The organism is Streptacidiphilus sp. BW17 (assembly GCF_041262485.1).
Classification (GTDB): domain Bacteria; phylum Actinomycetota; class Actinomycetes; order Streptomycetales; family Streptomycetaceae; genus Streptacidiphilus.
This window is the reverse complement of sequence record NZ_JBGCCR010000050.1, coordinates 11,756-36,178: the sequence shown is the minus strand read 5'-3', so window position 1 is coordinate 36,178 and position 24,423 is coordinate 11,756. Positions and strand designations below refer to the sequence as shown.

Genomic DNA, 24,423 nt, shown 5'->3' with positions numbered 1-24,423 from the left:
GGAATTGAGGGGTCACGGGGATCCGAACCAGAAGACGAACCCTGGGACTCCGGGGACCCACCCCACCCATGGACGCCATCTCCGTCTTCACACCCACCCCCGAACATCGAGGCGTCCATAGAACAATTATGACACCGCACCACCCCAGGGCCAAGCCGAGGCCATCACTCACACGAGTGAAAAACCCCAGCTCAGACCCGGTTTGTACCCCCTACCGCGGCACGAGCGCGACGACTCGGCCCTCGTGTCCGAACCCGTGGATCAGGTCCAGTCGAAGCCGAAGGTTGCCGATGCGCGCGAGCACCAGCCCGATCACACCAGCGGCTGCCGCCGACACCAACCCGCACGCCAGCAGGCCGATTCGGGGGCCGTACTGCTGCGTCAGCCAGCCGACGACCGGCGCGCCCAGCGGCGTGCCGCCCGCGAAGACCATCATGAACAGGCTCATCACGCGGCCGCGCATCTCCGGGGGGGTGCGCAGCTGGACCATGGCGTTCGCAGCGGTGTTGAAAGTGAGACCGAGCAGGCCGACGACCGTCAGCAGGACGGCGAAGGTCCAGTAGTCCGGGGCGAAGCCGGCCAGTGCCTCAAGCAGGCCGAACCCGAGGGCCGCGCCCACCAGCAGGCGCAGGCGCGGACGGGAACGGCGCGCCGCCAGCAGGGCGCCAACCAGCGAGCCCACTGCCAGAGCGGTGTTGAGCAGACCGTACAGGCCGGGACCGACATGGAAGACCGAGTAGGCGAATCCGGACAGCACGGTCGGGAAGTTGAAGCCGAAGGTGCCGATGAAGCCCACCAGCACGATGGGCCAGATCAGGTCCGGACGCTCCGCCACGAAGTGCAGACCCTCCTTCAACTGGCCCTTCTCGCGCGGGAGTCGCGGCGTGCGCCTGAGCTCGCTGCTGCGCATCGCCATCAGGCCGAGGATGACCGCGCCGAAGGACGCTGCGTTGACGGCGAAGGCGTAGCCCGCGCCGACAGCGGCCATCAGTGCGCCCGCGATGGCGGGGCCGATCAGCCGGGCCGTCTGGAAGTTGGCCGAGTTGAGGCTCACCGCGTTGGCGAGGTCGTTCTTGCCGACCATCTCGACCACGAAGGTCTGCCGGGCCGGATTGTCCACGACCGTCACCAGGCCCAGCAGGAAGGCGAAGACGTAGATCTGCTCGGCGCGGACCGCTCCGGCGAGGGTCAGTGCGGCGAGGGCCGCGGCCAGCAGGCCCATCGCGCCCTGGGTGAACATCAGCAGCTGCCGCTTCGGGAAGCGGTCCGAGATCACACCGCCGAAGAGGCCGAAGAGCAGCACGGGCAGGAACTGCATGGCCGTGGTGATGCCGACCGCGAAGGTGCTGCCGGTGAGGCTGAGCACCAGCCAGTCCTGTGCGACACGCTGGATCCACGTCCCCGAGTTGGAGACGACCTGACCGGCGAAGAAGTAGCGGTAGTTGCGGTTGCGCAGGGCGGAGAACATCCCGCCGCGCTTCCCGTCCGCGGACTTGCCGATGGACTTGCCCATGGACCTGCCTGCGGAGCTGTCGTCGCCGCCAGCAGTGTTCCTGCTGTCGGCGTTGCCTGGGTCGCCGGCGTTGTCGGCGCCGTCGCCGACCTCGTCGGTGGTGCTGCTGGTACTGCTGGCGCCAGTGCTACTGGCGCTCGTGCTGGTGCTGCGGTTGTTGTCGTTCGTCTTGGCTTGGGTGGTCTCAGTCTCTCCGTGCGACGAAATCAAGGCGTGCGTCCCCTGTGCGATTGTTCTTCTCTTCTCCTCCGCATGCCTCAGAGCTGCGCGAGACGTTCGAGGACGGGCGCGGCGGCGCGCAGCACCGCCCACTCCTCCTCGGTCAGGCCGGACGCGAGATCGGCGAGCCAGGCGTCACGCTTGGCCCGGCTCTGGTCGAGAATGCTCTCGGCCTGCTCGGTACTGCTCACGACGACCTGCCGGCGGTCCTGGGGATGCGGCTCCCGCCGTACCAGGCCCTTCTCCTCCAGCATCGCGATGATCCGCGTCATCGACGGCGGCTGCACATGCTCGCGCTTGGCGAGCTCCCCCGGGGTGGCACTTCCGCACCGCGCGAGCGTGGCGAGGACCTGCATCTCGGTGGGCGTGAGGGACTCCTCCACCCGCTGATTGCGCAACCGTCGGGCCAGCCGCATCACAGCGGAGCGCAGTGTTGCCACTGCGACCGCGTCGGCTCCAGCGTCGTCGGCACCACTGGCACCATTCGACTCCCGCAACTCAGGCATATTGATTACCTTAGCTCATTACCTTTGCTAACGAAACGCGATTGCGCCCGCTGTGACCCAGGCAACTCCGCCCAGCGGACCCGCCGACGCGAACATAGCCTGGAGAGAAGGGAATCAGCCGAATGAGGTGATCGGCATGCTCTCGGAGAACAAGCACTGGGCCTCCGGAAACTGGCAGGTCAGTGACGGCAAGACAGAGGAGTTCATCGAGCGCTGGCGCGCCTTCCTCACCTGGACCCGAGACGAGAACAAGGGCTTCCTTGGCGCGCGCCTCATCCGCGACCTGGCGAACCCGAGCCACTTCGTCTCGTTCGCTTCATGGGAGGACCTGGCCACCCTGCGTGCCTGGCAGGGGCGGCCCGAATTCGCAGAGAGCGTCGCCGCCTGCCGGGCGCTCTGCGACGACGTGCGCAGCGGCGTCTACGAGCTGGCTGTGGACGTCTGATCCGCGCTGAGCCGCACCGGGGACCTGGCGGGCGAACCCCGAAACGCCAAGAGGCGGTGGCCCGGTCAGGGTCCACCGCCTCTCGATCGGTTCGAACCGCCATTGACGTTCGAACCGCGAAGCTCACTGCGCGAGAGTCACTGTGCTCAGCTCACTGAGCGAGCCCCAGCGAAGGCATCAGGTAGTAGAACGTGAACACCGCCGCCACCGCGTACAGCGGGATCGGGACCTCGCGCCCACGACCCGTCACCAGGCGCAGTAGGCAGAAGACGATGAAGCCGATCCCGATTCCATTGGTGATCGAGTACGTGAACGGCATGATGATCATCGTCAGGAACGACGGGATGGCGATGGTGAAGTCCGCCCAGTCGATCTGGCCGATGCCGCTGGACATGATCAGGAAGCCGACCACCAGCAGCGCCGGGGTGGCGGCCTGGGTCGGCACCATGGTGGCCAGCGGGGTGAGGAAGAGGGCCGCGACGAAGAAGAGGCCGGTGACGACGCTGGCCAGGCCTGTGCGGGCGCCTTCGCCGACGCCCGTCGTGGACTCGGCGAAGCAGGTGCCAGCGGAGCTGGAGGTGACACCGCCGGTCAGGGTGGCGATGCCGTCGATCATCAGGACCTTGCTCATGCCCGGCAGGTTGCCCTGCTTGTCGAGGAGGTGGGCCTCCTCGGACACCCCAAGGACCGTGCCCATGGCGTCGAAGAAGCAGGACAGCAGCACGGTGAAGACGAAGAGGATCCCGGTCAGCACACCGACCTGGCTGAAGCCGCCGAAGAGACTGACCTTGCCGAGCAGGCCGAAGTCGGGCGTCGCCACCGGGTTGTGCGGGAGGACCGGGACGGTCAGGCCCCAGCTGGCGTCGGGGACGTGAGCCACCTTGTCAATGACCATGGCCAGCACCGTGGCGACCACGATGGAGATCAGGATCGCGCCCGGGACCTTGCGGACGATCAGGATCAGGGTCAGCAGCGCGCCGATGACGAAGACGAAGGTCGGCCAGCCGTTCAGGTGACCGTTGCTGCCGAGCTCCAGCGGGACCGTGGTGTGGGCGGCGTCCGGAATGCGGGTGACGAAGCCGCCGTCGACCAGGCCGATCAGCGCGATGAAGAGGCCGATGCCGATGGCGATGGCCTTGCGCAGGCTGAGCGGGACCGCGGCCATGACGCGTTCGCGCAGGCCGGTGGCGACCAGGAGCATGATCGCGATACCGGCCAGCACCACCATGCCCATGGCGTCCGGCCAGGTCATCTTGGGGGCGAGCTGGAGGGCGACGACGCTGTTGACGCCCAGGCCCGCGGCGAGCGCGATCGGGACGTTGGCGAAGACGCCCATCAGCAGCGTGGTGAACCCACCGGTGACCACAGTGGCGGTGACCAGCTGGCCGCTGCTCAGGTGCTGGCCGAACTTGTCCGTCGCCGAGGACAGGATGATCGGGTTCAGCACGATGATGTACGCCATCGCGAAGAACGTGGCCGCGCCGCCGCGGATCTCCCGGGCGAAGTTGGATCGCCGTTCGGAGATCTTGAAGTAGCGGTCCAGCGCGTTGCGCGGTGGCTGAGATCCGGGGTCAGCGGGCGCGGTCGTGGCGGAAGCCGACGAGGTCATGGGGGCAGGGTTCCTAGCGCTTCGGTCGTCACGGCCCGGAGGTGCTCGCCTCGACGGGCGAGGTCACTCGGGCAGGGCGGACCGCTCTGTCGTTCGAACCCGTCCAGTATCAAATAAACAAAATGTTTTGGCTATCTGCGCGCGTAGATTAGAGGAACATCTAAAGCGGTACGCTCAGGACTGTGAAGATGCCCGGGCTCGTGAAGAAGACGGCGAAGCTGCCCGCCGCGCCGCCGATGGAGGCGAACGACGTCGCCATCGTCACCGGCGGCACGGTGCTGTGGCTGCTCGGCTTCCTCGTGCTGATCCCGTTCCACAGCTCGCTGGCGGCGCACGGCAAGGGCGACTGGCCGTGGATCTGCCTGGCCGGGTTCGCCCTCGGACTGCTGGGCATCTGGTACTGCCGCAGGCGGCGCGACGCGATACGCGCCGCTCGGGAACGGGACGCCGCGCGGGAACGGGACGCCGGGCGGGAGAGCGCCGAGCGGCGCGCCCCGCAGGCGCAGGAGGAACCCCCCGCCTAGGGTCGGCGCTATGACCAGCACGCTCCCCACCCGCACCGGACTCAGCACGGCCGAGGTCGCGGAGCGTGTCGCCAGAGGTGAGGTCAACGACGTACCGCTGCGCTCCAGCCGGTCGACCGGAGAGATCGTCCGGGCCAACGTCTTCACCCGGTTCAACGCGATCATCGGGTCGCTGTTCGTCGTCATCATGGTCGTCGGGCCGATCCAGGACGGGCTCTTCGGCTTCATCATCGTGGCCAACACCGGCATCGGGATCATCCAGGAGCTGCGGGCCAAGCAGACCCTGGACAACCTGGCGGTGATCGGCGAGGCCAAGCCGCGGGTCCGCCGTGACGGGGTCACCCGGGAGCTGAGCAACGGCGAGATCGTGCTGGGCGACCTGGTCGAGCTGGGGTCCGGCGACAAGATCACCGTCGACGGCGCGGTGGCCGAGGCCGACGGGCTGGAGATCGACGAGTCGCTGCTGACCGGCGAGGCGGACCCGGTGCTCAAGCATCCGGGCGACCCGGTGCTCTCCGGCAGTTTCGTGGTGGCCGGGGGCGGCGCGTTCACCACCACCAAGGTGGGGCGGGCGGCCTACGCCGCGCAGCTGGCCGAGGAGGCGAGCCGGTTCACGCTGGTCGAGTCGGAGCTGCGCAGCGGCATCAACACCATCCTGCGGTACATCACCTACCTACTGGTCCCGACCGCGATCGGACTGGTGATCAGCCAGCTCTACGTCTACGGCAGCGACTTCCGCGAGGCGGTCCGGCGGATGGTGGCCGGGATCGTGCCGATGGTGCCCGAGGGGCTGGTGCTGCTGACCTCCGTCGCCTTCGCGATCGGCGTGGTGCGGCTCGGGCGCCGGCAGTGCCTGGTGCAGGAGCTGCCCGCGATCGAGGGGCTGGCCCGGGTGGACACCGTCTGCCTGGACAAGACCGGCACCCTCACCGAGGGCGGCATGGACGTGGAGCGGCTGACGCCCCTGGACGGCGCACGTCCGGAGGCGGTGGAGCGGGCGCTCGGCACGCTCGGCACGGCCGATGCGCGACCCAACGCCAGCATGCAGGCGATCATGGATGTCTACGCCGCACCCGAAGGCTGGCAGGTGCGGCAGGCGGCCGCGTTCTCCTCGGCGCGCAAGTGGTCGGGTGCCGAGCTGGCGGAGCCGGACGGGCAGGTCGCCACCTGGCTGCTGGGCGCGCCCGACGTGCTGCTGCCCGCCGGGCATCCGGCGCTGGCCGAGGCGGACGAACTCGGCACGCAGGGACTGCGGGTGCTGCTGCTGGGGCGCACGCCCACCTCCCTCGACGACCCGGATCCGGCGCGCGACCTGGTGCCGCAGGCGCTGGTGGTGCTGCGGCAGCGGGTCCGGCCCGACGCGGCTGAGACGCTGCGCTACTTCGAGCGGCAGAACGTCTCCGCCAAGGTGATCTCCGGCGACAACGCGCTGTCGGTCGGCGCGGTGGCGGGCTCCCTCGGACTCCCCGGTGCGGACGACCCGATGGACGCCCGGAAGCTGCCGAAGAGCAACACGAGCGAGCTCGCCGACGCGGTGGACCACCACTCCGTCTTCGGCCGGGTCACGCCGCAGCAGAAGCGGGACATGGTCGGCGCGTTGCAGTCGCGCGGGCACCATGTCGCGATGACCGGCGACGGCGTCAACGACGTGCTGGCGCTGAAGGACGCGGACATCGGCGTGGCGATGGGTTCGGGCAGCGAGGCGACCCGGGCGGTGGCGCAGATCGTGCTGCTGGACAACCGGTTCTCCACACTGCCTTTGGTGGTGGCCGAGGGACGCCGGGTGATCGGCAACATCGAGCGGGTGGCCAACCTGTTCCTGGTCAAGACCGTCTACGCGGTGCTGCTGGCGCTGGCCACGATCATCTGCCGGGTGCCGTACCCGTTCCTGCCGCGGCACTCGACCGTGCTGAGCGCGCTGACGATCGGCACGCCCGCCTTCTTCCTGGCGCTGGCGCCCAACAACGAACGGGCGCGGCCGGGGTTCGTCAGGCGGGTGCTGCGCTTCGCCGTTCCGGCCGGGATCATCGCGGGGGCGGCGGCGTTCACCTCCTACATGCTGGCGCGGTCGGACCCCGCCACCGGCCAGGTGGCGGACACCAGCACGGCGACGCTGACGCTGTTCATCGTGGCGCTCTGGGTGTTGGCGATCATCGCCCGGCCGTACGCGCTGTGGAAGATCGTGCTGGTCGCGGCGATGGGGGCCGGATTCGTGCTGGTGATGACGGTGCCCTGGGCGCAGAACTTCTTCCAGCTCCAACTGGTCGGCGTGCGCGACCCGTTGACGGGGGCGCTGATCGGCGTGGGGGCGGGCGTGCTGCTGGAGATCGTCTGGCGGTTCGTCAAGAACGCACTGCCGCAACCGCGCCGCTGATCCCTGCTGCCCGAAAGCCCAACAGCCGCAGAGCAGCCACCCAGCAGCCGCCGAGCAGCTGCCCGACACGGAATTGGTCCAGACCTCTGGTTCGCCTGCCCCGGGGCCGGTACCGTGCAGCAGATGAGCACGGGTGCGGCAAACACGAGTGCGTCAGACATCAGCAACACCACCGGCACCAGCACGGCCCCGATCGGCGTGCCCGCACAGCGGATGCACCGCCGGATCGTGCCGAAACGGTCCACCTGGCCGTACCTCCTGCTCGGGCTGGTCTTCCTCGTCGGCTACTCGGTCATCGAGATCAGCCGTTACACGCACTTCGCCTCGATGTCCTGGGACCTCGCGATCTTCGAGGAGGAGGTGAAGCAGTACGCGCACTTCCAGGCGCCGATCGTGCACATCAAGGGCGCGCACGCGAACATCCTGGGCGACCACTTCAGCCCGATCATGGCCCTGTTGGCCCCGCTGTGGTGGATCTGGCCGTCGGGGGTGATGCTGCTGCTGGCGCAGTCGGCGCTGTTCGCGAGCTCGGTGACGATCGTGGCGGCGACGGCGGGGCGGTTCGTCTCCCGGACCAAGGCGCTCTGCCTGGGCTTCGGCTACGGGCTGTCGTGGGGGATGCAGCGGGCCGTCGACTTCGACTTCCACGAGATCGCCTTCGCGGTGCCGATCCTGGCGGTCGTGCTGCGCAACATGCTGCTGAAGCGGTGGCACCGGGCGGCGTTCTGGGCGCTGCCGCTGACGCTGGTCAAGGAGGACCTCGGCTTCACCGTCGTGGCGATCGGCGTCGTGCTGTTCCTGCTGCGGCAGCGGGCACTCGGCGCGCTGCTGGCCGTCTTCGGCGCGGGGATGGCACTGCTGACCGTCTACGCGGTGATCCCGCACTTCAGCGCGACCGGCAGCTACGGCTACGACAACAAGCTGCCGAGCGGGTCGTGGACGGGCTGGGTCACCGGTTTCCTCAGCCCGGCCGACGTCAAGCTGACGACGCTGGCGTTCCTCCTCGGCGTGACCGGGTTTCTGGCGCTGCGGTCGCCGTTGGTGCTGATCGCCGTACCGACGCTCGGCTGGCGGTTCGTCTCGGTCAACCCCGACTACTGGGGGCAGGACTGGCACTACAACGCGGTGCTGATGCCGATCCTGTTCCTGGCGCTGGTCGACGCGATCCGGCGGATCGAGGAACGGGGCGGGGCGCGGGGCGGGGAACGAGGCGAGGATCCGACCGAGGCGCGGACCCCCAAGCGGGGCACCGCCGCGCCGGAGTGGCTGCGCGGGTACGCGGCGCGTGGGGTGGTGCCGGCGGTGACGGCGGTCTCGATCGCGCTCTGCGCGACGATGACGCTGCCCGCCAAACAGATTTTCATGCCGTCGACGTACCGCTCGACCGACCACACCGACCTGATCGGCCAAGCGCTCGCCGAGGTGCCGAACGGGACGACGGTCGAGTGCAACATCACGCCGATGGCGCATCTGGCCGCGCGCACCGACGTCTACTGGCTGGGCGGGAGCCAGGCGAGCCCGCCGCAGTACATCGTGCTGGACCTCTCCTACGGCTGGGCGCCGTCCCCGCCGTCGGACCTGCCCGGGTACGCGGCGCAGCTGCACCCGGGCGCGACCTACCGGATCCTCTTCGACCAGCAGCAGTTCGCGGTGCTGCAACTGGTGACCTGAACCGGCGTCACAAGGGGGGTTGCCGGGGCTACCCCTCGAAGTCCCGTGCGCCGGAGAGCTCGTAGGCGCGGTCCGGGTCGCCGAGCAGGGCCAGCACCTCGAAGCGGCGCACCCACTGGCCCGCCGACCAGGCCAGGCCCGCCGCCAGGCCCTCGGGCGTGGCGGCGTGGAGGGTGCCGAAGGGGACGACGGGCGCGAACTCGTCCGACTCCTCCTCGGTCTCGCCGTCGGGCAGTCCAGCGGACGCAGGCAGTTCGGGGGCCTCGCTGGCGGCGTCCCAGCGCCACTCCACGGCGGCCTCCTCGCCCTCGGCGCCGACGACCAGCAGCTCCTCGTGCTCCTCGTAGACGGCGGGGCAGCCGGGGAGCAGCTCGCGGATCTCGGCCGGGACGCGGCGGACCGTGCCCTCCGTCAGCACCCGGCCGCCCGCGACCTCGCTGGCCAGCGACACGTGCAGCCGCTCGGCCAACGCCGGGGCCAGCTCGGGGGCGACAGTGATCAGCGGGAACTCGTCCAGCAGCGGGACCAGGTCGGGCGCGTCCACCACGACCGCGTCCGCCACGTCGACGATGACGGTGTGCGCCGGACGGCGGTGGGTGGCCGGGTCGAGCGGCGGCAGGGCGCGGACCTCGTCGGGGAGCGGGATCCGCTCCAGCGGGACGCCCGACAGCGCGGTGTAGAGGCCATGCAGCTGACGGTGCGTCACCGGGCGTTCGGCGTCGGTGAGACGCTCCAGCACATCGTCGGGGCCGTCGGACTCGGTGAGCAGCGCCGCCAGCGTGGTGCGGACACCGAGGGCGTGCAGGAAGACCTCGTCCAGGTCGGTGCGGGCCTCGTCGTAGAGGCCGCGCAGCAGCCGGTCTCCCCCGGCGGCGCGCAGACCGGCGGGGCGGCGGCCGTCCAGGACCGGACGGTCGCGCAGCCACCAGGCCGCGTAGGGGACCACCTCGGCGGTGCCGCCGTCGGGGAGCAGCAGCCGGACCTTGTCGACCACGGCGGAGCGCAGCGGCGGAGCGGCGAGCAGGGCGAGCGCCCGCGGCCAGTCGCGGTCGTCGACCAGGTCGAGGTCGCGAACGGCGAGCAGTTCGGCGGCGACCGGCGGGACGGAGGGGACATCGAAGGCGAGGTCTTCGTCCTGGAACGGATCGGTGACCTCCTCGGCCCAGTCCGCCAGGCCGTCGGGGGCCTCGTCGAGCAGCTGGCGCGGCTCACCGCCGAGGGCACGGTCGGCGGGGGCGGTCGGGTCGAAGCGGTCCAGGTCGTCCGGGTCGAGCACGGCCTCCTCGGCCCGGAGCAGGCCGAAGGTGTGGGTGACGCCGACGGCGCGCAGCACCTCCGGGCCCCAGCGCTCGACGCACTCGTCGTCCGGGAAGGTCACGCTCTCCTCGTGCGCGACGGCCGCCAACGGGCTGCCGGGGAGCAGGAGTTCACCGGCGGGGGTGAAGCCGCCGTCCTCGTCCGGCAGCGCGAGGCGGGCCAGCCAGGGGTACCGACCCTCCGCCATCGAGCCGTCGCCGAGGGCGGCCTGGACGACGCGCAGAACCGCGTCGGCGAGCTCCTCGGCCTCGTCCTCGTCGTCCAGGTCGGCGGAGCGCTCGACGGCAGCGCGGACCTCCGGGGTCTCCAGCACGCCGGAGGGGGTGGCCAGGCCGGCGCCGAGCTTCTCCAGCAGCGGGTGTGCGGCGTCGGGGTGGGCCAGCCGCAGGTCGAGCACGGCCAGGTCCTCGGCGCTGACCTCCGACTCCCCCGGCCGGCCGACGGGCACCAGCACCCGGCGCGGGCCGCGGACCATCCGGCCGTCGGCCAGCGGGACCGGGAGCGCGCCGAGCGCGTCCCGGTCGGCGGCGGCCAGCGCGCCGTAGAGGTTGCGCCACCACTCCGGCTCGCGGTCCAGGTTGGCGAGTTGGTCGACGGTCTCGGCCAGGGCGACCCGGCGGACCTGCAGCGCGCGCAGCTCCTGACGGCGCTCCAGACCGGCCGGGAGCAGGCCGGGCAGGACGGCGGCCAGGGCGCGGACGATCCCGTCGTCGGCGCCCTCCAGCAGCACCGCGTCGCGCGGGCGCAGCGCGATCTCGTCCTCCGAGTCGGCGGCGGAGTCGGCGCCGGCGGCGGGCAGGCTGTGCTGGTTTCGGCTTGCCTCCGGCAGGAAGGGCGTCTCGGGCAGGCGGTCCAGGATGGCGCGACGCAGCCGGGCGTCCAACTCGCCCTTGCCGAGCGGGGCCGGAACCAGGCGCAGCGAACCGAGGCTGGCGCCACGACGGCGGACCAGCTCGACGTAGGCGTCGGCGGCCTGCTCGACCAGGAAGTCGGTCAGCGGGCCAGGCGCGACATGACGACGCGTCGAGTCCAGCGGGAAGCTGGCGATCAGCAGCGCCGGCAGGCCGAGCGGCTCGTCGCTGGGCGTGGGCGCGTGCAGGTAGGCGGCGGTGCGGACGCGCAGCGGGTCGCCGCCCGCATCGACGGGGACGGCCCAGGTGAGCGACCAGTGCGGGCGGTGGCGCTCCTCGACCGTGCGGTCGGCCAGCAGGGACGCGTCCAGCGGGCCGCCCTCGCTGACGACCTGCCAGCGGGTCTCGGAGCCGTCGTCGAGGATCACGACCTCGACCGGCGCATCGCCTGCCGCCTCGTCCTTCGACTCGCCCGCGCCGGATGCCTCCAGGCGCTGCAGCACCCGCACACCGGCGTCGGTCTCGATGACCACCTCGGTCAGACCCGGCAGGGCGAGCAGCAGCGCGTCGTCGGTGTCGTCGAGGAGACGGCGGGCGAGGTCCTCGGCGGCGGCATCGCGCAGCGGGAGGAGCACGACGGTGTCGTAGCCCTCGGGCGGGGTGCCCTCGGCGGGCAACGGCAGGCGCAGCAGCGGGACATGGCCGTCGCGGCGACGCAGCTCCTCCGCCAGCGCGGGCTCGGCGTCGGCGGCGGAGGCGGCCTGGTCGGCCAGGGCGCGGGCCTCCGCCAGCGACCAGCGGACACCGCCGGGGACGCTGATCACGCTGGGCTCGTCGGTGACCGCCAGCACGGCGGCGAAGCCGACGCCGAACCGGCCGACCGCCCCCGCGTCGTGCTCCTCGCGCTTGGAGGAGGCGCGCAGGGTGGAGAGCGACTCGACGCCCTCCGCGTCCAGCGGCACACCGGTGTTGGCGGCGGCCAGCACGCCGTCCCGCAGCGTCAACCGGAGGCGACCGCCACCACCCGAACGGGCAGTACCCGAACGGCGGGCGGCGTCGGCGGCGTTCTGCGCCAGCTCGACGACCAGCCGGTCGCGGTAGCCGCCGAGGGCCAACTCCTCCTCGGCGTTGGCGTCCTCGCGGAAGCGGGCGGGCGCGGCGGCCCAGGCGTCCAGCACGCGTCGGCGCAGCGCGCCGGTACCGAACGCGTCGGTGGCGAACCCATCCGAAGCGAACGCATCCAAGCCGGTCATCGCCGTCCTCCCGTAACGCTGCACGTGCGTGCTTGCCGTTAGAGCGCATTCTGCCTGGTGCGGGTGACAACGACGAAAACACGGCGCGGGGTCCCTCTTTGATCAAGAGAGACCCCGCGCCCTGCTGTTCGAGCCTGCTGCGGGCTGTCGGAGCCCGCTGCGGTCGGTCAGACGCCCGCGTAGGAGTGCTTGCCGTTGATGAAGATGCTCACGCCGTAGGCGTTGAACAGGTAGCAGGCGAAGGCGACGAAGACCAGCACCGCCGCCTTGCGGCCCTTCCAGCCCGCCGTGGCGCGCGCGTGGAGGTAGCAGGCGTAGGCGACCCAGGTGATGAACGCCCAGGTCTCGGTGGGGTCCCACTCCCAGTAGTGGCCCCAGGCGGCCTCGGCCCAGATCGCGCCCGCGATGATGGTGAAGGTCCACAGCGGGAAGACGAAGGCGTTGATCCGGTAGGACCACTTGTCCAGCGTGGCGGCGGCCGGAAGGCGGTCCATGACGTCGGCCCACCAGCCGACGGCCTTGGCCGGATCCTGCGCCTTGCGGCTCTCGTGCACGTCCTTGACGAAGAAGAGCACCGCCGCGATCCCGCCCGCGTAGAGGGCGCCGCCGCAGATCATCGCGCCGGAGACGTGGATCCACAGCCAGTACGAGTGCAGCGCCGGAACCAGCTGCTCGGAGGCGGTGTAGAACTCGGTGACCGCGATGCCCAGACCGACCAGCGCGCCGAAGGTCAGCGGCAGGCCCATCCAGCGGACGTTCTTGCGGGCCGCCAGCAGACCGACGAAGAGCAGCCCGGCGACGACCGTCATCGCGCAGGTGAACTCGTAGAGGTTGCCCCACGGCGGACGGTGCGCCGAGATGCCGCGGGCGATCACCGCGCCGAGGTCGAGCAGCACGGCCAGCGTCGTCAGCGAGACCGCGATCCGGCCGAGGCGGTCGGCACGCTCGTCGCCGCCGGACGCGCCGACGCCGTCGACCGGCGGGGCCGCGTCGCCGCGGGTGACCACGTCGACGGAGCCCGCCTTGGCCGCCACGGTGCGGGTCAGCGTGGTGGTGCCGCCTCCGGCGCGGGTGACGGTGACGGCGACGGTCGGCGCCTTGCCGGCGTCGGCCGCGGTGCGCTCGGCCTCGGCCACGGTGTCCGCGACCGACGAGCCCGCCTTGCCGGCCAGCGCGGCGGACTGCCGGGCGATCCGGCTGCGGCCGCCGAAGGTCCACTCGCAGGCGTAGGCCAGGAAGGCGAGCAGGAAGACCGCCATGGCCGAGTAGATGAGGTCGTTGGAGATGCTGGCGAACCGGGTGTCGATCGCCGCGTCAGCGAGGAACACGTTCACTCCTTGGGCGTGGTGCCGGCCGCGACCGTGTCCGGCTCGTCTGTTACGGCTGTTTCGTCCGCAGGCGCGGTGTCCTGCAGGTCGAGGGCGAGTGCGGCGAGCTCCTCGGCGATCCGGGCGGACTCGCTGCGGGCCAGGCCCGCCAGCTCGACGACGGTGGTGCCGTCCTCGGCCGTGACCGCGCGGACCCAGATCCGGCGGCGCTGCACGAACAGCGACCCGATCAGGCCGAGCACCGCCGCCATCGAGCTGAGCAACGCCCAGCTGCTGCCGGGGTTGGTGGCCACGGTGAAGTTGGCCCACTGCTGGACGCTGGTGAAGGTGACCGTGCCGCCGCTCGGCAGTTTGAAGCCCTGGCCCGGCTTGAGCGCGAAGGTCAGCGGCTGACCGTCGAGCTTGTACTGGGTCATGTGCTTGGTATCGAGTTCGTAGATGCTCTGCGGCGCACCGGAGTTGTCGCCCAGGTCACCGTGGTACGCGTTGACGTAGATCTCCGGGTCGGCCAGGTCGGGGAAGACCGAGTGCGGGCCCATCGTCCTGATCGAGGCCGGGTCGGTGGCCGCGGTCGGGGTGAAGATGCCGGAGAGGCCGATCTGGGTGGCGTTGCCCTGGTTGTCGACGTAGCCGTCGTTGACCTTGATGGCGCAGGTCGAGCTCAGGTTGCTGTCCTGCGGCAGGCAGGGCGTCGGGCCGTTGTAGATCACGTCGCCCTTGGCGTCGGTGACCTGGAAGACGGGCGCGTAGCCGTGCGCGGTCAGGTAGACGTTGCTGCCGTCCACCTCCAGCGGGTGGTTCTCCTGGACGACCGCGTTCTTCGTCTTCGTCGGGTCGGTGCCGAGCCAGTACGAGACGTTGGCCTGGAACATGGTCGGGTTGCCCATCTGCGGGCCGCTCGCCTGGTACGAGGCCTCGAACTTGTCCAGCTTGAAGCCGAAGGGCGTCAGGTCGTCACCGGTGTAGAAGGTGCTCGGCATGAAGTCGTCGTACTGCGAGACGTTGTTGCTGAACGCCTTGCCCTCGATCACGACCACGGTGCCCATCCCGCCGAACAGCTTGCTGAAGGCGAAGGCGATCAGCATGCCGAAGAGCGAGATGTGGAAGAGCAGGTTGCCGACCTCGCGCAGGTAGCCCTTCTCCGAGGTGATCGCGTCACCGCTGCGGGCCACCCGGAAGCGGCGACGGCGCAGCAGCGTCTCGGCGGCGGCCAGGGTCTGCTCGCTGTCCGCGCCGCGCGAGCGCCAGGTCGCGTAGACCGGCAGCCGCACCAGGTGGCGCGGCGCGGCGGGCGGCGCGGAGCGCAGCACGCCGACGAACTGCCAGGTGCGCGGGACGATGCAGCCCGCGAGCGAGACGAAGAGCAGGATGTAGATCGCGGAGAACCAGAACGAGCTGTAGACGTGGAACAGCCCGAGCTTCTGGTAGATCGGCGCCAGCGTGTGGTGCTTGGTGACGAACGCGGCGACGTTGGTCGGGGACGCGGAGACCTGCGGCACCAGCGAGCCGGGGACGGCCGCGAGGGAGAGCAGGAAGAGCAGGATCAACGCGGTGCGCATCGAGGTCAACTGCCGCCAGCCCCAGCGGATCCAGCCGACGAAGCCGATACCGGCCGCGCCGCCCGCACCGCTGCCGGCGTCGAGCTCGCTGTCGTCGACGGGCGCGGAGCTGAGGCGTTCGGCGGCCCGCTCGTCGGCGGTCTTCTCCCCCGTCTGCTCCTCCGGCGTCCGCTCTTCGGCCGTCCGACCGTCGGTCGTCATCAGAGTCCCACCTGGTAGTTCGCGGTCCAGTACTGCAGCTGGTTGACCAGATCGGTCCAGAGGCCGGTGATCAGCAGCGCGCCGACCAGGACCAACATGCCGCCGCCGAGGCGCATGACCCACTGGTAGTGGCGCTTGATCCACCCGAACGCGCCGATGGTCCTGCGGAAGGCGAGCGCGGCCACGATGAACGGCACGCCGAGGCCGAGGCAGTACGCCACGGTCAGCAGCGCACCGCGGCCTGCGCTGGCCTGGTTCCAGGAGAGCGCCTGGACCGCGCCGAGCGTGGGACCGACACACGGCGTCCAGCCGATACCGAAGACCACGCCGAGCAGCGGCGCGCCGATCAATCCCACCACCGGCTTGCGATGGCTGCGCAGTTCACGCTGGCTGAAGCCGGGCAGCAGGCCCATGAAGGCCAGGCCCAGCAGGATGATCAGACCGCCCGAGATCTCACTGATCAGCGACGCGTGCGCCCTGATGGTCAGTCCGAAGAAGCCGAAGAGCGCGCCCATCGAGACGAACACGGCGGAGAAGCCGAGCACGAACAGCAGTGCGCCGAGCGCCATCCGGCCGCGGCGGCGGCCGTCGGCGTCGGCGAGGTCGGCGGCGGAGAAGCCGGTGACGTAGGAGAGGTAGCCGGGGACCAGCGGGAGGACGCAGGGCGAGAAGAACGACACCAGCCCGGCCAGCATGGCGACCGGGATGGCGAGCAGCAGCGCGCCGTGGAGTACCTCGCCGCTCACGACTTCTCCGCGATCACCGGGGCGACGAGCTTGCTGAGCTGGTCGCTGGTGAGCGGTTGCAGGGCACGCACCGCGATCCGGCCCTCCCGGTCCAGGATCAGGGTGGACGGGATGGCCTGCGGATTGAGGCTGCCGGCCGGGAACTGCAGCAGCAGCGAGCCGTCCTCGTCGTAGAAGCTGGGGTAGGTCAGGCCGTGCGTCTTGACGAACTGCTGGGCCTGGTCGATCTGGGTGTCACGGGTGTTGATCCCGACGAACTGGACGCCCTTGGACTGGTCGGCCTGGAAGACGCTCTCGAAGTCGTCCGCCTCGGCGCGGCACGGACCGCACCAGGAGCCCCAGACGTTGAGCACGACGACCTTGCCGCGGTAGGAGGCCAGGTCGAGCGCCTTGCCGTTGAGGTCGGCGCCCTTGAGGTTGATCGCCGAGCCGCGCTGCGCGGCGGGCACGGAGACGGACTCGCCGGTCCCGGCCACATAGCCGCTGTCGCTGCTGCCGCTGGTCTCGGCAGGGTTGGTGGAGCTGCAGGAGGTGAGTGCCAGCACACCCGTCAGCGCGGCGGCAGTGGCGGCGGCGACGCGGAACGCAGAGCGTGCGGAACGGCGAGCGGGGCGGCGACTCATGTGAAGAGTTTCGCATGGGCGTTTAAGTCGATTTCACCGCCCCCACGACAACGTCGTGGCAGGCCCTTGACCTGCCACGACGCTTCGTGTATCGGATATTTAGTCGATCTTTATGCGCGCCCTTGTGTGCTACGCGCCGAACGACTTGTTCGTCAGCGGGCCCTTCTTACCGGTCAGATGGGCCGGGAGCAGGTCCCTGGCGGGCTCGCTGTAGCCGATGGAGACGATCTTGTCGCCCTCGTAGGTGAAGGTCGTCAGGCTGGCCAGCGAGCACTGGCGACGGCGCGGGTCGTGCCAGAGGCGCCGGTGCTCGGCGAAGCAGCGGGTCACCCAGATCGGCAGCTGGTGGCTGACGCAGACCGCCTCGTGCCCGCGGGCGGCGTCACGGGCGGCGTTGAGCCCGCCCATCATCCGCACGACCTGCTCGATGTACGGCTCACCCCAGGACGGCTTGAAGGGGTTGGTCAGGTGCTTCCAGTAGCCCGGGTTGCTGAGCGCGCCGTCGCCGACCCCGAAGGTCTTGCCCTCGAAGATGTTGGCGGCCTCGATCAGGCGCTCGTCCTTCGCCACGGTCAGCCCGTGCGCGGCGGCGATCGGCGCGGCGGTCTCCTGGGCGCGGTCCAGCGGGGACGCGACCACGTGGGTGATGTCACGTCCGGCCAGGTGGTCGGCGACCCGGTCGGCCATCTTCCGGCCCAGCTCGGAGAGGTGGTAGTCGGGCAGGCGCCCGTAGAGGATGCCCTCCGGGTTGTGCACCTCGCCGTGTCGCATCAGATGGACGACGGTGATGTCGTTCTTGCTCACGTCAGTTGCTCCTGCTGCTCCTGGACGATGGGGCGGTCGGGCGGTCGGGACCGTGACTCGGGGGTGACTACGCGGTGGCTTCCGCGGCCGCGCGGGCGGCGGACGGGAGCGCGGCGGCGATCCGCTCGAGCGCGCGCTCGTCGTGCGCGGACGAGACGAACCAGGACTCGAAGGCGGACGGCGGCAGGTAGACGCCCTGGGCCAGCATGGCGTGGAAGAACGCCGTGAAGCGGAAGGACTCCTGCGTCCGTGCCTCGGCGTAGTTGGTGACCGGCCGGTCGGTGAAGAAGACCGAGAACATGTTCCCGGCCGTCTGCAGCCGGTGCGCCACGCCCTCCTTGGCGAGCGAGTCGCTGACCAGCGAGGCGACCTCGGCGGCGACCTGGTCGACGGTGGCGTAGACGGCGTCGGTGCAGGCGCGCAGCTGGGCCAGACCGGCGGCGGTGGCGACCGGGTTACCGGAGAGCGTGCCCGCCTGGTAGACCGGGCCGGCCGGGGCGAGGTGGGCCATCACGTCGGCGCGACCGCCGAAGGCCGCGGCCGGGAAGCCGCCGCCCATGACCTTGCCGAAGGTCATCAGGTCCGGCTTGACGTCGGCCGTCCACCCTTCGTTCGCCGATTCGAAGCCGTACCAACCGGCCTTGGAGACGCGGAAACCGGTCATCACCTCGTCGGAGACGAAGAGCGCTCCGTCGGCGCGGCAGAGCTCCTGCAGGCCCTTGTTGAAACCGGGCTTCGGCGGGACCACGCCCATGTTGCCGGGGGACGCCTCGGTGATCACGCAGGCGATCTCGCCCGGGTGCGCGGCGAAGGCGGCGCGGACCGCGTCCAGGTCGTTGTAGGGCAGCACGATGGTGTCCCCGGCCTGCGCACCGGTGACCCCGGGCGTGTCGGGCAGCGCGAAGGTGGCCAGGCCGGAACCGGCGGCGGCCAGCAGCGCGTCGACGTGACCGTGGTAACACCCGGCGAACTTCACGACCTTGGCCCGACCGGTGAAACCGCGGGCCAACCGGATCGCGGACATGGTTGCCTCGGTGCCGGAGGAGACCAGGCGCACCTGCTCGACCGGCGCGATCCGGTCGACGATCTCCTCGGCCAGCTCGACCTCGCCCTGACCCGGCGTGCCGAAGGACGTGCCGCGCGCGACAGCGTCCTGAACAGCGGCGATGACCTCGGGGTGGGCGTGCCCCAGGATCATCGGACCCCAGCTGCAGACCAGGTCGACGTACTCGCGCCCGTCCGCGTCGGTGAGGTAGGGACCGGTGCCGGACACCATGAAGCGCGGGGTCCCGCCGACCGCGCGGAAGGCGCGCACCGGGGAGTTCACGCCACCGGGCGTGACGACGGAGGCGCGTTCGAACAACGCCTGGGAGGCGGGGGCCTCGTACGGGTACGGACTGCCGAAGGACTGCTTGCTCACGGGATCGCTCACAGGGACATGCTCTCAAATCGGTGTCGTTTCAAAATCGCAGCCCGCGATGCGGCATGTCCGCGCCGATCATCTGGGACGATGATCGGGCGATCCGGTACGCCCCCGGCAGGTCCGTCACAACTCGGCCCGACGGGGGTGGCCTGTTGGCAAATCAGCGACGGACGGTAAGGATGGTCCGGGGTGTCCGAGCAGCGCGACAATTCCGGCCACGACACGGGCGGCATGCGTGATCCGCATGCCCCGGGTGCCGCGGCCGGTTCGGGTCGAGGGCGCGAGTTCCACGAGGTCCGAGAGTTCGCAGAGGCGTCACGTCGTCGTGACGGAGGTGGAGGTGCTGGCCGCGTGGGGGTGACCTACAAGTACTTCGGCGCGCCGGACCGTGCCACAGCCGCGCGCGTACCCACCGCCCTCGGTCGCGACGGTCTGGGCCTGGACGCAGGCGAACTCGGCACACTCGGCCGCCTCGGCGAACTCTTCGGCCACGACGGCTCCGAGGAGTCGATCAGCGGCAGCCTCTCCACCAAGATCAAGCCGGAGACCATGAGCGCGATGGTCCTCACCGGCATCCTCGGCATCCCGCTGACCGAGGTCCCCCCACTCGAACTCGTCGTGCTCCACCCGGACTACGCCGTGGTCCAACTCCCGCAAACGGTCGTCGAACCCCTCCTCAAGGCCGACGAGGCCGAGTTGGGCACGGCCGCCTTCATCTGGTCCACGGTCCCGGACCGCCGCGGACCGCGGGACGCGTTCGTGATCTACAAGATGCTGCACGAGTGGCAGGACTTCGCGACCCGGCTGCACGACGCGGGACACCAGCTGTACTGCCTGATGTGGCCGTGAGCGGGGGGTTCGACTGACCGTCGGGGTCAGCCGGGGGCGCTTCTGATGTGCCGTCAAAGGATTTCGTTCAGACGGCCGTTCAGGCTGCCGGGGCACATGGAGGGCACGCGGCTGGAGCCGGGCATGTGGGCCGCGATCTCCTCGAACTCCTCGGCGCTCATCTGCGGGCGACGATCAGCTGTGAGGCTCATGGGTTCACCCCCGCTGTCCCAGGCAGTCTCGACTCGCTCCACGGTATCGCTCTCATGCGATCAGGGTCCGGTCTGCGGCGGAGCACCTCGTCGCGGCGAACCGTCGCGTGCACATCGCGTGCACATGGGAGCGGACAACGACCATGGACAGTGCAAGGAACTGAACACCGAAATCCCAGCCCGGAAGCCTGCCGAGCGGATCACCCCAGGTCAACGCCCTGGGGTGATCGTCTGCAGAACGAGTGGCAGGACTTTCGCGAACCGGCTGCATAACGTGCGATGCCAACCGTACCGGCTGATGTGGCCGCGAGCTGAAGGCTCACGGCGTCGCGGTGGGCGACGTGGTGGCCTCCCAGGCGAAGCCGTCCGGGTCGGTGAAGGAGTCGGCGGTGCTGCCGAGGGCGATGCGGTGGGAGCCGGAGCCGTCGGCGGGGACGCCGACGTCCTTGGCCAGAGCGCGGCGCTTGTACAGGGCCAGCTTGACGGTTCCGGTCCCGGCGGAGGCGAACTCGGTGTACTTGCCGCCGAAGCTCCTGGCCACGGTCAGGCCCCGGTCGACGTAGAACTGCTTGGTGGTCTTCACGTCCTCGACGCCGAGCAGGAGGACCATCTCGTCGATCTCGCGGGTGGCCGGGCCGGTGTCCTTCTTCGCCGAGGTCGCGACCTTCCAGAGGGTGCCGTCCGGCGCCTGCACGACGCCGCCGTAACCCCACAGCGACTTCGCGCCGGGCTTCAGCACGGTGGCTCCGGCGTCCACGGCGGCGGCCAGGAAGCCGTCGACGGTCGCGGGCTGGGAGACCGTGAGCGCCAGCGTGAAGCCGCGGAACCCGGTGGACTGCGCCTCGGACGCCCGCACGTCGACGTAGGCGTCCACTCCGAAGGCGGTGAGGAAACGGCGGGTGGCCCCGGGGTCGGCCACCTCGAGGGTGACGGAGGCGAGGGATGCGGTGGATGCGGTGGTTGTCGTCATGCCGTTCACGCTACGGGCGGCCGGGGGCGGGGGCTTCTCGATTCCTGACCGGTCTGGTCACCTGCTTCGCGACGCAGGCCGGCATCCCCTCCACCCGGATCACCGGCCCCACCTCACCACCCTGACCTGCGGCGTCGACGCTCCCGGCGGCCGGCCCCGTCGCGTCCGCTGCCTCTGCCTCTGCCTCTGCCGCGCGGCGGCGGAACACCCCGGGCGACATGCCGACCAGCTCGGTGAAGCGGGTGGTGAACGTGCCCAGCGACGCGCAGCCGACCTCGAAGCAGACCTCGGTGACGCTGAGGTCACCGCGCCGCAGCAGCGCCGCCGCGCGCTCGATCCGACGCGTCATCAGATAGGCGTAGGGCGCCTCGCCGTAGGCCGCCCGGAACTGCCGGCTAAGGTGCCCGGCGGACATGTGCACCCCCTGCGCGAGCGCCTCCACGTTGAGCGGCTGCGCGTACTCCCGGTCGATCCGGTCACGGACACGGCGCAGCAGCGCGAGATCCGCCAGGCGCTGCGCCTCGATACGTGCACGTCTCCACTCGTCCGGACACATCGCTGCACTCCCCTTTCGCTCTGACCCGACCAGCCATGTGGATGCGCGCAGGCTCAGCGGAGTTCCTGGATGCGGATCAGGTTGCCCGCGGGGTCCCGGAGGGCGCAGTCGCGGATGCCGTAGGGCTGCTCGGTCGGCTCCTGGACGACCTCGGTGTCGCCGGCCTGCACCTTCTCGAAGGTGGCGTCGAGGTCCGGAGTGGCCAGCAGGATCCAGCCGTAGGTGCCCTTGGCCATCATCTCGTGGATGGTGCGGCGCTCGGCCTCGGTGATCCCCGGGTCGGTGGCCGGCGGCGCGAGGAGGATCGACGTGTCGGGCTGACCGACCGGACCGACCGTGATCCAGCGCATCTTTCCTTGCCCGACGTCGCTGCGCACCTCGAAGCCGAGCACGTCGCGGTAGAAGGCAACCGAGGCGTCCGGGTCGTCATGGGGAAGGGAGCTCGTGTGAATGGTGATGTCCATGAGGGCAGGCTAGAGCGGCCCCGCGTCCCGCGCTTCTCGAATCCTGACTGATCTCGTCGTCGAGCCCTGAGCCATTCCGCCATGGGGTCGGTCGCGCCACAACACCGGTACCGGGCCCACGCTTTGAGTACCCCTACTCGGCGCGGATCAGGACGACTCGGCCGAGGCACCACGCTTCCGGGCCTGGCCCCGTGCCATCACGTAATAAGCGATCGAGGCGACCACAGCGACGGGCGTCGCCACCACGTCGATCCACGACTTGTGAAGCAGCATCGACGCATAAGCGGCCACGCCGAACGCGGTGCTGAGGATGTACGCGCGACTTCGAGCCATTGGCGCTTGTAGGCCTGGAACGCCGCCATGCCGCATCCGAGAGCGGCGAACCCGATGAGGACCCCTATGAGCATTGCTGGAGCATAGGGGCAGCTCACGGCGCGCGGAAGGCCGGCCTGTACGCGCCCGGGGTCATGCCCGTGTGGGCGGGGAAGCGGCAGCGCGGTCGTCCGCCGGGGGCGGAGTCCCGAGACGGAGGGCTGATCGGCTGACAGGGCGGGCGTCGCCAGGTGAGGATGCAGGCATGCCCGACGAGACGACCGAGGTGAACGAGGTGACCCGAAAGTGACCCAGGTGTCAGAGGCGTCAGAGGCGTCAGAGGCGTCAGAGATGCTCACGCCGCGCCGAATCGCCGACGACTACGTGGCGCGGATGGCCGCGCAGGACCCCACCGTCACCACCTGGTTGGGCTTGGATCCCAAGGACGAGCGGTTGCCGGACTTCTCCCCCGAGGGGTGCACCGCGGAGGCCGAGCTGGCCCGCGCCGTCCTGGCCCGGCTGGAGGCCCTGCCCGCGAGCGCGGACACGGACGCGAGCGCGGACGCGGCGGAGCAGGCCTGTGCGCGGCTGCTGCGGGAGCGGCTCGGGTCGACGCTGGACCGGCACGAGGCGGGCGAGCACTACCGTGCGGTGGCGAACCTGCACACGCCGATGCACGGGTTGCAGAGTCTCTTCGGCATGATGCCGACCGCCGCTGAGGAGGACTGGGTCCCGCTGCTCGCGCGGCTGCGCCAGGTGCCCGAGGCGGTGGCGGGTTACCGGACCACGCTGGCCGAGGGCGTCGCGCGCGGGCTGTTCGCCGCACCGCGGCAGGCGGAGGTGCTGGCCACCCAGCTCGACGCCTGGACGGGACCTGGCAACGCAAACGGCACCAGAACCGGCACCGGAACCGGCAGCAGAAACGGCGGCTGGCTGGCGCAGCTGGTCGCGCCCGCCCCGGAGCGGTTCCGGGACGAGGCGGACGCGGCGGCGGCGAAGGCGGGTGAAGCCGTCTCGGGGCTGAGCGACTGGCTGCGCGAGGGCTACGCGCCCGCCGCGGCGGGGACGCCGGACGCGGTCGGGCGGGAGCGCTACCTGCTCTGCGCCCGTGCGTTCCTGGGCGCGACGCTCGACCCGGAGCAGACGTACGCGTGGGGCTGGGAGGAGTTCCACCGCGTCCACGCGGAGCTGCGCGCGGAGGCGGCGCGGGTGCTGCCCGGCGCGGACGTGGAGCAGGCGCGGGCGCATCTGAACGAGCACGGGCACATGGTCCAGGGCGCCGAGGCGATGCGGGCCTGGCTGCAGGGGATCACCGAGGAGGCCATCGAGGCGCTCGACGGCACGCACTTCGACCTGTCCGGGCCGCTGCGCCGGGTGGAGACCCGGATCGCCCCGGCGGGCACCGCCGCCGCGCCCTACTACAGCGGCCCGAGCCTCGACTTCAGCCGCCCGGGACGGACGCACCTGCCGCTCGCCAACGGCGACGCCGAGGGACGGTTCCGCACCTGGCGGCTCGTCAGCACCTGGTATCACGAGGGCGTTCCGGGACACCACCTGCAGCTCGCCTCCTGGGTCGCGGCGGCGGACCAGCTGTCGCGCTACCAGGTCACCCTGGGCAAGATCAGTGCCAATGTGGAGGGTTGGGCCCTCTACGCGGAGCGGCTGATGGACGAGCTGGGCTTCCTGACCGATCCGGGACGCCGACTCGGCTACCTGGGCAAGCAGATGATGCGCATCGTCCGCGTGATCGTCGACATCGGCATGCACCTGCGCCTCGCGATCCCGGCCGACTCGCCGTTCCACCCGGGCGAGCGGTGGACGCCGGAGCTGGCCACCGCGTTCATGTCCGACTACGTCGGCATGCCGCCCGCCGCCCGGGACAGCGAGATCGTCCGCTACCTGGGCCGTCCGGGCCAGGCCATCGGCTACAAGCTGGGCGAACGCGCCTGGCTGGCCGGGCGGGAGGCGGCCCGGCACCGGCTGGGCGCGGAGTTCGATCTCACGGCCTGGCACATGAAGGCGCTGCGGCAGGGCTCGTTCGGGCTCGACGACCTGGTGGAGAACCTGGCCGGGCTCTGAGCGACGGTCCGGAAACCCTTCGCCCGGACCGCGGCG

General features: G+C 70.7%; 20 protein-coding genes. 6 read left to right on the top strand and 14 right to left on the bottom strand.

Annotated features, from left to right (window positions below; genetic code table 11):
• Positions 1 to 211 precede the first annotated feature (211 nt).
• Both ABH940_RS35045 and ABH940_RS35040 read right to left on the bottom strand, forming a co-directional pair.
• Positions 212 to 1,513, bottom strand: a complete 1,302-nt coding sequence (locus tag ABH940_RS35045) for an MFS transporter (protein WP_370107124.1) — start codon at positions 1,511 to 1,513, stop codon at positions 212 to 214.
• Positions 1,514 to 1,770: 257 nt separating this feature from the next.
• Positions 1,771 to 2,238, bottom strand: a complete 468-nt coding sequence (locus ABH940_RS35040) for a MarR family winged helix-turn-helix transcriptional regulator (protein ID WP_196193232.1) — start codon at positions 2,236 to 2,238, stop codon at positions 1,771 to 1,773.
• A 136-nt stretch (positions 2,239 to 2,374) separates the two neighbouring features.
• On the opposite strand from ABH940_RS35040, the gene ABH940_RS35035 reads away from it, so the two are divergent.
• The gene (locus ABH940_RS35035) at positions 2,375 to 2,683 is read left to right on the top strand and encodes an antibiotic biosynthesis monooxygenase family protein (protein ID WP_370067567.1); all 309 of its coding nucleotides are present in this window, start codon (positions 2,375 to 2,377) and stop codon (positions 2,681 to 2,683) included.
• A 151-nt stretch (positions 2,684 to 2,834) separates the two neighbouring features.
• Here the strand turns inward: ABH940_RS35035 and ABH940_RS35030 are convergent, their stop codons facing one another.
• Positions 2,835 to 4,292, bottom strand: coding sequence for an NCS2 family permease (locus ABH940_RS35030; protein WP_370067565.1), 1,458 nt, complete (start codon positions 4,290 to 4,292; stop codon positions 2,835 to 2,837).
• A gap of 188 nt (positions 4,293 to 4,480) precedes the next feature.
• Here ABH940_RS35030 and ABH940_RS35025 point away from each other — a divergent pair, with 188 nt between their 5' ends.
• The 3 genes from ABH940_RS35025 (at position 4,481) to ABH940_RS35015 (ending at position 8,861) form a co-directional block, all read left to right on the top strand.
• Complete coding sequence (locus ABH940_RS35025) at positions 4,481 to 4,816, top strand: DUF2530 domain-containing protein (RefSeq protein WP_370107122.1); 336 nt, start codon at positions 4,481 to 4,483, stop codon at positions 4,814 to 4,816.
• Between the two features lie 10 nt (positions 4,817 to 4,826).
• A complete protein-coding gene (locus tag ABH940_RS35020; protein WP_370067561.1) occupies positions 4,827 to 7,190 on the top strand; it encodes an HAD-IC family P-type ATPase in 2,364 nt (787 codons plus the stop codon).
• Between the two features lie 123 nt (positions 7,191 to 7,313).
• Complete coding sequence (locus ABH940_RS35015; RefSeq protein ID WP_370107121.1) at positions 7,314 to 8,861, top strand: DUF2079 domain-containing protein; 1,548 nt, start codon at positions 7,314 to 7,316, stop codon at positions 8,859 to 8,861.
• Between the two features lie 28 nt (positions 8,862 to 8,889).
• Here ABH940_RS35015 and ABH940_RS35010 read toward each other — a convergent pair whose 3' ends face one another.
• From ABH940_RS35010 to hemL, 7 genes are all read right to left on the bottom strand, one after another.
• Positions 8,890 to 12,282 (bottom strand): sacsin N-terminal ATP-binding-like domain-containing protein, encoded by a 3,393-nt coding sequence (locus ABH940_RS35010; RefSeq protein WP_370107120.1) that lies wholly within the window; start codon positions 12,280 to 12,282, stop codon positions 8,890 to 8,892.
• Positions 12,283 to 12,449: 167 nt separating this feature from the next.
• Positions 12,450 to 13,610 (bottom strand): c-type cytochrome biogenesis protein CcsB, encoded by a 1,161-nt coding sequence (ccsB, locus tag ABH940_RS35005; RefSeq protein WP_370107119.1) that lies wholly within the window; start codon positions 13,608 to 13,610, stop codon positions 12,450 to 12,452.
• 2 nt (positions 13,611 to 13,612) lie between these two features.
• Positions 13,613 to 15,370, bottom strand: coding sequence for a cytochrome c biogenesis protein ResB (locus ABH940_RS35000; RefSeq protein ID WP_370067552.1), 1,758 nt, complete (start codon positions 15,368 to 15,370; stop codon positions 13,613 to 13,615).
• Positions 15,370 to 16,065 (bottom strand): cytochrome c biogenesis CcdA family protein, encoded by a 696-nt coding sequence (locus tag ABH940_RS34995; RefSeq protein WP_370067591.1) that lies wholly within the window; start codon positions 16,063 to 16,065, stop codon positions 15,370 to 15,372. Before ABH940_RS34995 ends, ABH940_RS35000 begins: the two co-directional genes overlap by 1 nt.
• A gap of 47 nt (positions 16,066 to 16,112) precedes the next feature.
• Positions 16,113 to 16,739, bottom strand: coding sequence for a TlpA family protein disulfide reductase (locus ABH940_RS34990; protein ID WP_370107118.1), 627 nt, complete (start codon positions 16,737 to 16,739; stop codon positions 16,113 to 16,115).
• 129 nt (positions 16,740 to 16,868) lie between these two features.
• On the bottom strand, positions 16,869 to 17,510 hold the full coding sequence (locus ABH940_RS34985) for a histidine phosphatase family protein (protein WP_370067589.1): 642 nt from the start codon (positions 17,508 to 17,510) through the stop codon (positions 16,869 to 16,871).
• A 100-nt stretch (positions 17,511 to 17,610) separates the two neighbouring features.
• Positions 17,611 to 18,975, bottom strand: coding sequence for a glutamate-1-semialdehyde 2,1-aminomutase (gene hemL / locus ABH940_RS34980; protein WP_370067548.1), 1,365 nt, complete (start codon positions 18,973 to 18,975; stop codon positions 17,611 to 17,613).
• 342 nt (positions 18,976 to 19,317) lie between these two features.
• Between hemL and ABH940_RS34975 the strand changes: the two genes are divergently transcribed.
• Positions 19,318 to 19,815 carry a hypothetical protein gene (locus ABH940_RS34975; protein ID WP_370067546.1) on the top strand — a complete coding sequence of 166 codons (498 nt, stop codon included), beginning with the start codon at positions 19,318 to 19,320 and terminating at the stop codon, positions 19,813 to 19,815.
• Positions 19,816 to 19,868: 53 nt separating this feature from the next.
• Here ABH940_RS34975 and ABH940_RS34970 read toward each other — a convergent pair whose 3' ends face one another.
• From ABH940_RS34970 to ABH940_RS34955, 4 genes are all read right to left on the bottom strand, one after another.
• Entirely contained in the window at positions 19,869 to 20,006 is a 138-nt protein-coding gene (locus tag ABH940_RS34970; protein ID WP_370067544.1) for a hypothetical protein, read from the bottom strand.
• Positions 20,007 to 20,325: 319 nt separating this feature from the next.
• Entirely contained in the window at positions 20,326 to 20,976 is a 651-nt protein-coding gene (locus tag ABH940_RS34965) for a glyoxalase (RefSeq protein WP_370107117.1), read from the bottom strand.
• 10 nt (positions 20,977 to 20,986) lie between these two features.
• Positions 20,987 to 21,532, bottom strand: coding sequence for a helix-turn-helix transcriptional regulator (locus ABH940_RS34960; protein WP_370107116.1), 546 nt, complete (start codon positions 21,530 to 21,532; stop codon positions 20,987 to 20,989).
• 53 nt (positions 21,533 to 21,585) lie between these two features.
• Positions 21,586 to 21,996: a VOC family protein gene (locus ABH940_RS34955; protein ID WP_370067538.1), complete on the bottom strand. Its 411-nt coding sequence runs from the start codon at positions 21,994 to 21,996 to the stop codon at positions 21,586 to 21,588.
• Positions 21,997 to 22,659: 663 nt separating this feature from the next.
• On the opposite strand from ABH940_RS34955, the gene ABH940_RS34950 reads away from it, so the two are divergent.
• On the top strand, positions 22,660 to 24,387 hold the full coding sequence (locus ABH940_RS34950; protein ID WP_370067536.1) for a DUF885 domain-containing protein: 1,728 nt from the start codon (positions 22,660 to 22,662) through the stop codon (positions 24,385 to 24,387).
• Positions 24,388 to 24,423 lie beyond the last annotated feature (36 nt).

Excerpts from the sequence above, each read along its gene's own strand:
- ABH940_RS35045 (WP_370107124.1), bottom strand. The coding sequence starts at position 1,513 with ATGGGCAAGTCCATCGGCAAGTCCGCGGACGGGAAGCGCGGCGGGATG.
- ABH940_RS35040 (WP_196193232.1), bottom strand. The coding sequence starts at position 2,238 with ATGCCTGAGTTGCGGGAGTCGAATGGTGCCAGTGGTGCCGACGACGCT.
- ABH940_RS35035 (WP_370067567.1), top strand. The coding sequence starts at position 2,375 with ATGCTCTCGGAGAACAAGCACTGGGCCTCCGGAAACTGGCAGGTCAGT.
- ABH940_RS35030 (WP_370067565.1), bottom strand. The coding sequence starts at position 4,292 with ATGACCTCGTCGGCTTCCGCCACGACCGCGCCCGCTGACCCCGGATCT.
- ABH940_RS35025 (WP_370107122.1), top strand. The coding sequence starts at position 4,481 with ATGCCCGGGCTCGTGAAGAAGACGGCGAAGCTGCCCGCCGCGCCGCCG.
- ABH940_RS35020 (WP_370067561.1), top strand. The coding sequence starts at position 4,827 with ATGACCAGCACGCTCCCCACCCGCACCGGACTCAGCACGGCCGAGGTC.
- ABH940_RS35015 (WP_370107121.1), top strand. The coding sequence starts at position 7,314 with ATGAGCACGGGTGCGGCAAACACGAGTGCGTCAGACATCAGCAACACC.
- ABH940_RS35010 (WP_370107120.1), bottom strand. The coding sequence starts at position 12,282 with ATGACCGGCTTGGATGCGTTCGCTTCGGATGGGTTCGCCACCGACGCG.
- ABH940_RS35000 (WP_370067552.1), bottom strand. The coding sequence starts at position 15,370 with ATGACGACCGACGGTCGGACGGCCGAAGAGCGGACGCCGGAGGAGCAG.
- ABH940_RS34995 (WP_370067591.1), bottom strand. The coding sequence starts at position 16,065 with ATGCTGGCCGGGCTGGTGTCGTTCTTCTCGCCCTGCGTCCTCCCGCTG.
- ABH940_RS34990 (WP_370107118.1), bottom strand. The coding sequence starts at position 16,739 with ATGAGTCGCCGCCCCGCTCGCCGTTCCGCACGCTCTGCGTTCCGCGTC.
- ABH940_RS34985 (WP_370067589.1), bottom strand. The coding sequence starts at position 17,510 with ATGCGACACGGCGAGGTGCACAACCCGGAGGGCATCCTCTACGGGCGC.
- ABH940_RS34970 (WP_370067544.1), bottom strand. The coding sequence starts at position 20,006 with ATGAGCCTCACAGCTGATCGTCGCCCGCAGATGAGCGCCGAGGAGTTC.
- ABH940_RS34965 (WP_370107117.1), bottom strand. The coding sequence starts at position 20,976 with ATGACGACAACCACCGCATCCACCGCATCCCTCGCCTCCGTCACCCTC.
- ABH940_RS34960 (WP_370107116.1), bottom strand. The coding sequence starts at position 21,532 with ATGTGTCCGGACGAGTGGAGACGTGCACGTATCGAGGCGCAGCGCCTG.
- ABH940_RS34955 (WP_370067538.1), bottom strand. The coding sequence starts at position 21,996 with ATGGACATCACCATTCACACGAGCTCCCTTCCCCATGACGACCCGGAC.
- ABH940_RS34950 (WP_370067536.1), top strand. The coding sequence starts at position 22,660 with ATGCTCACGCCGCGCCGAATCGCCGACGACTACGTGGCGCGGATGGCC.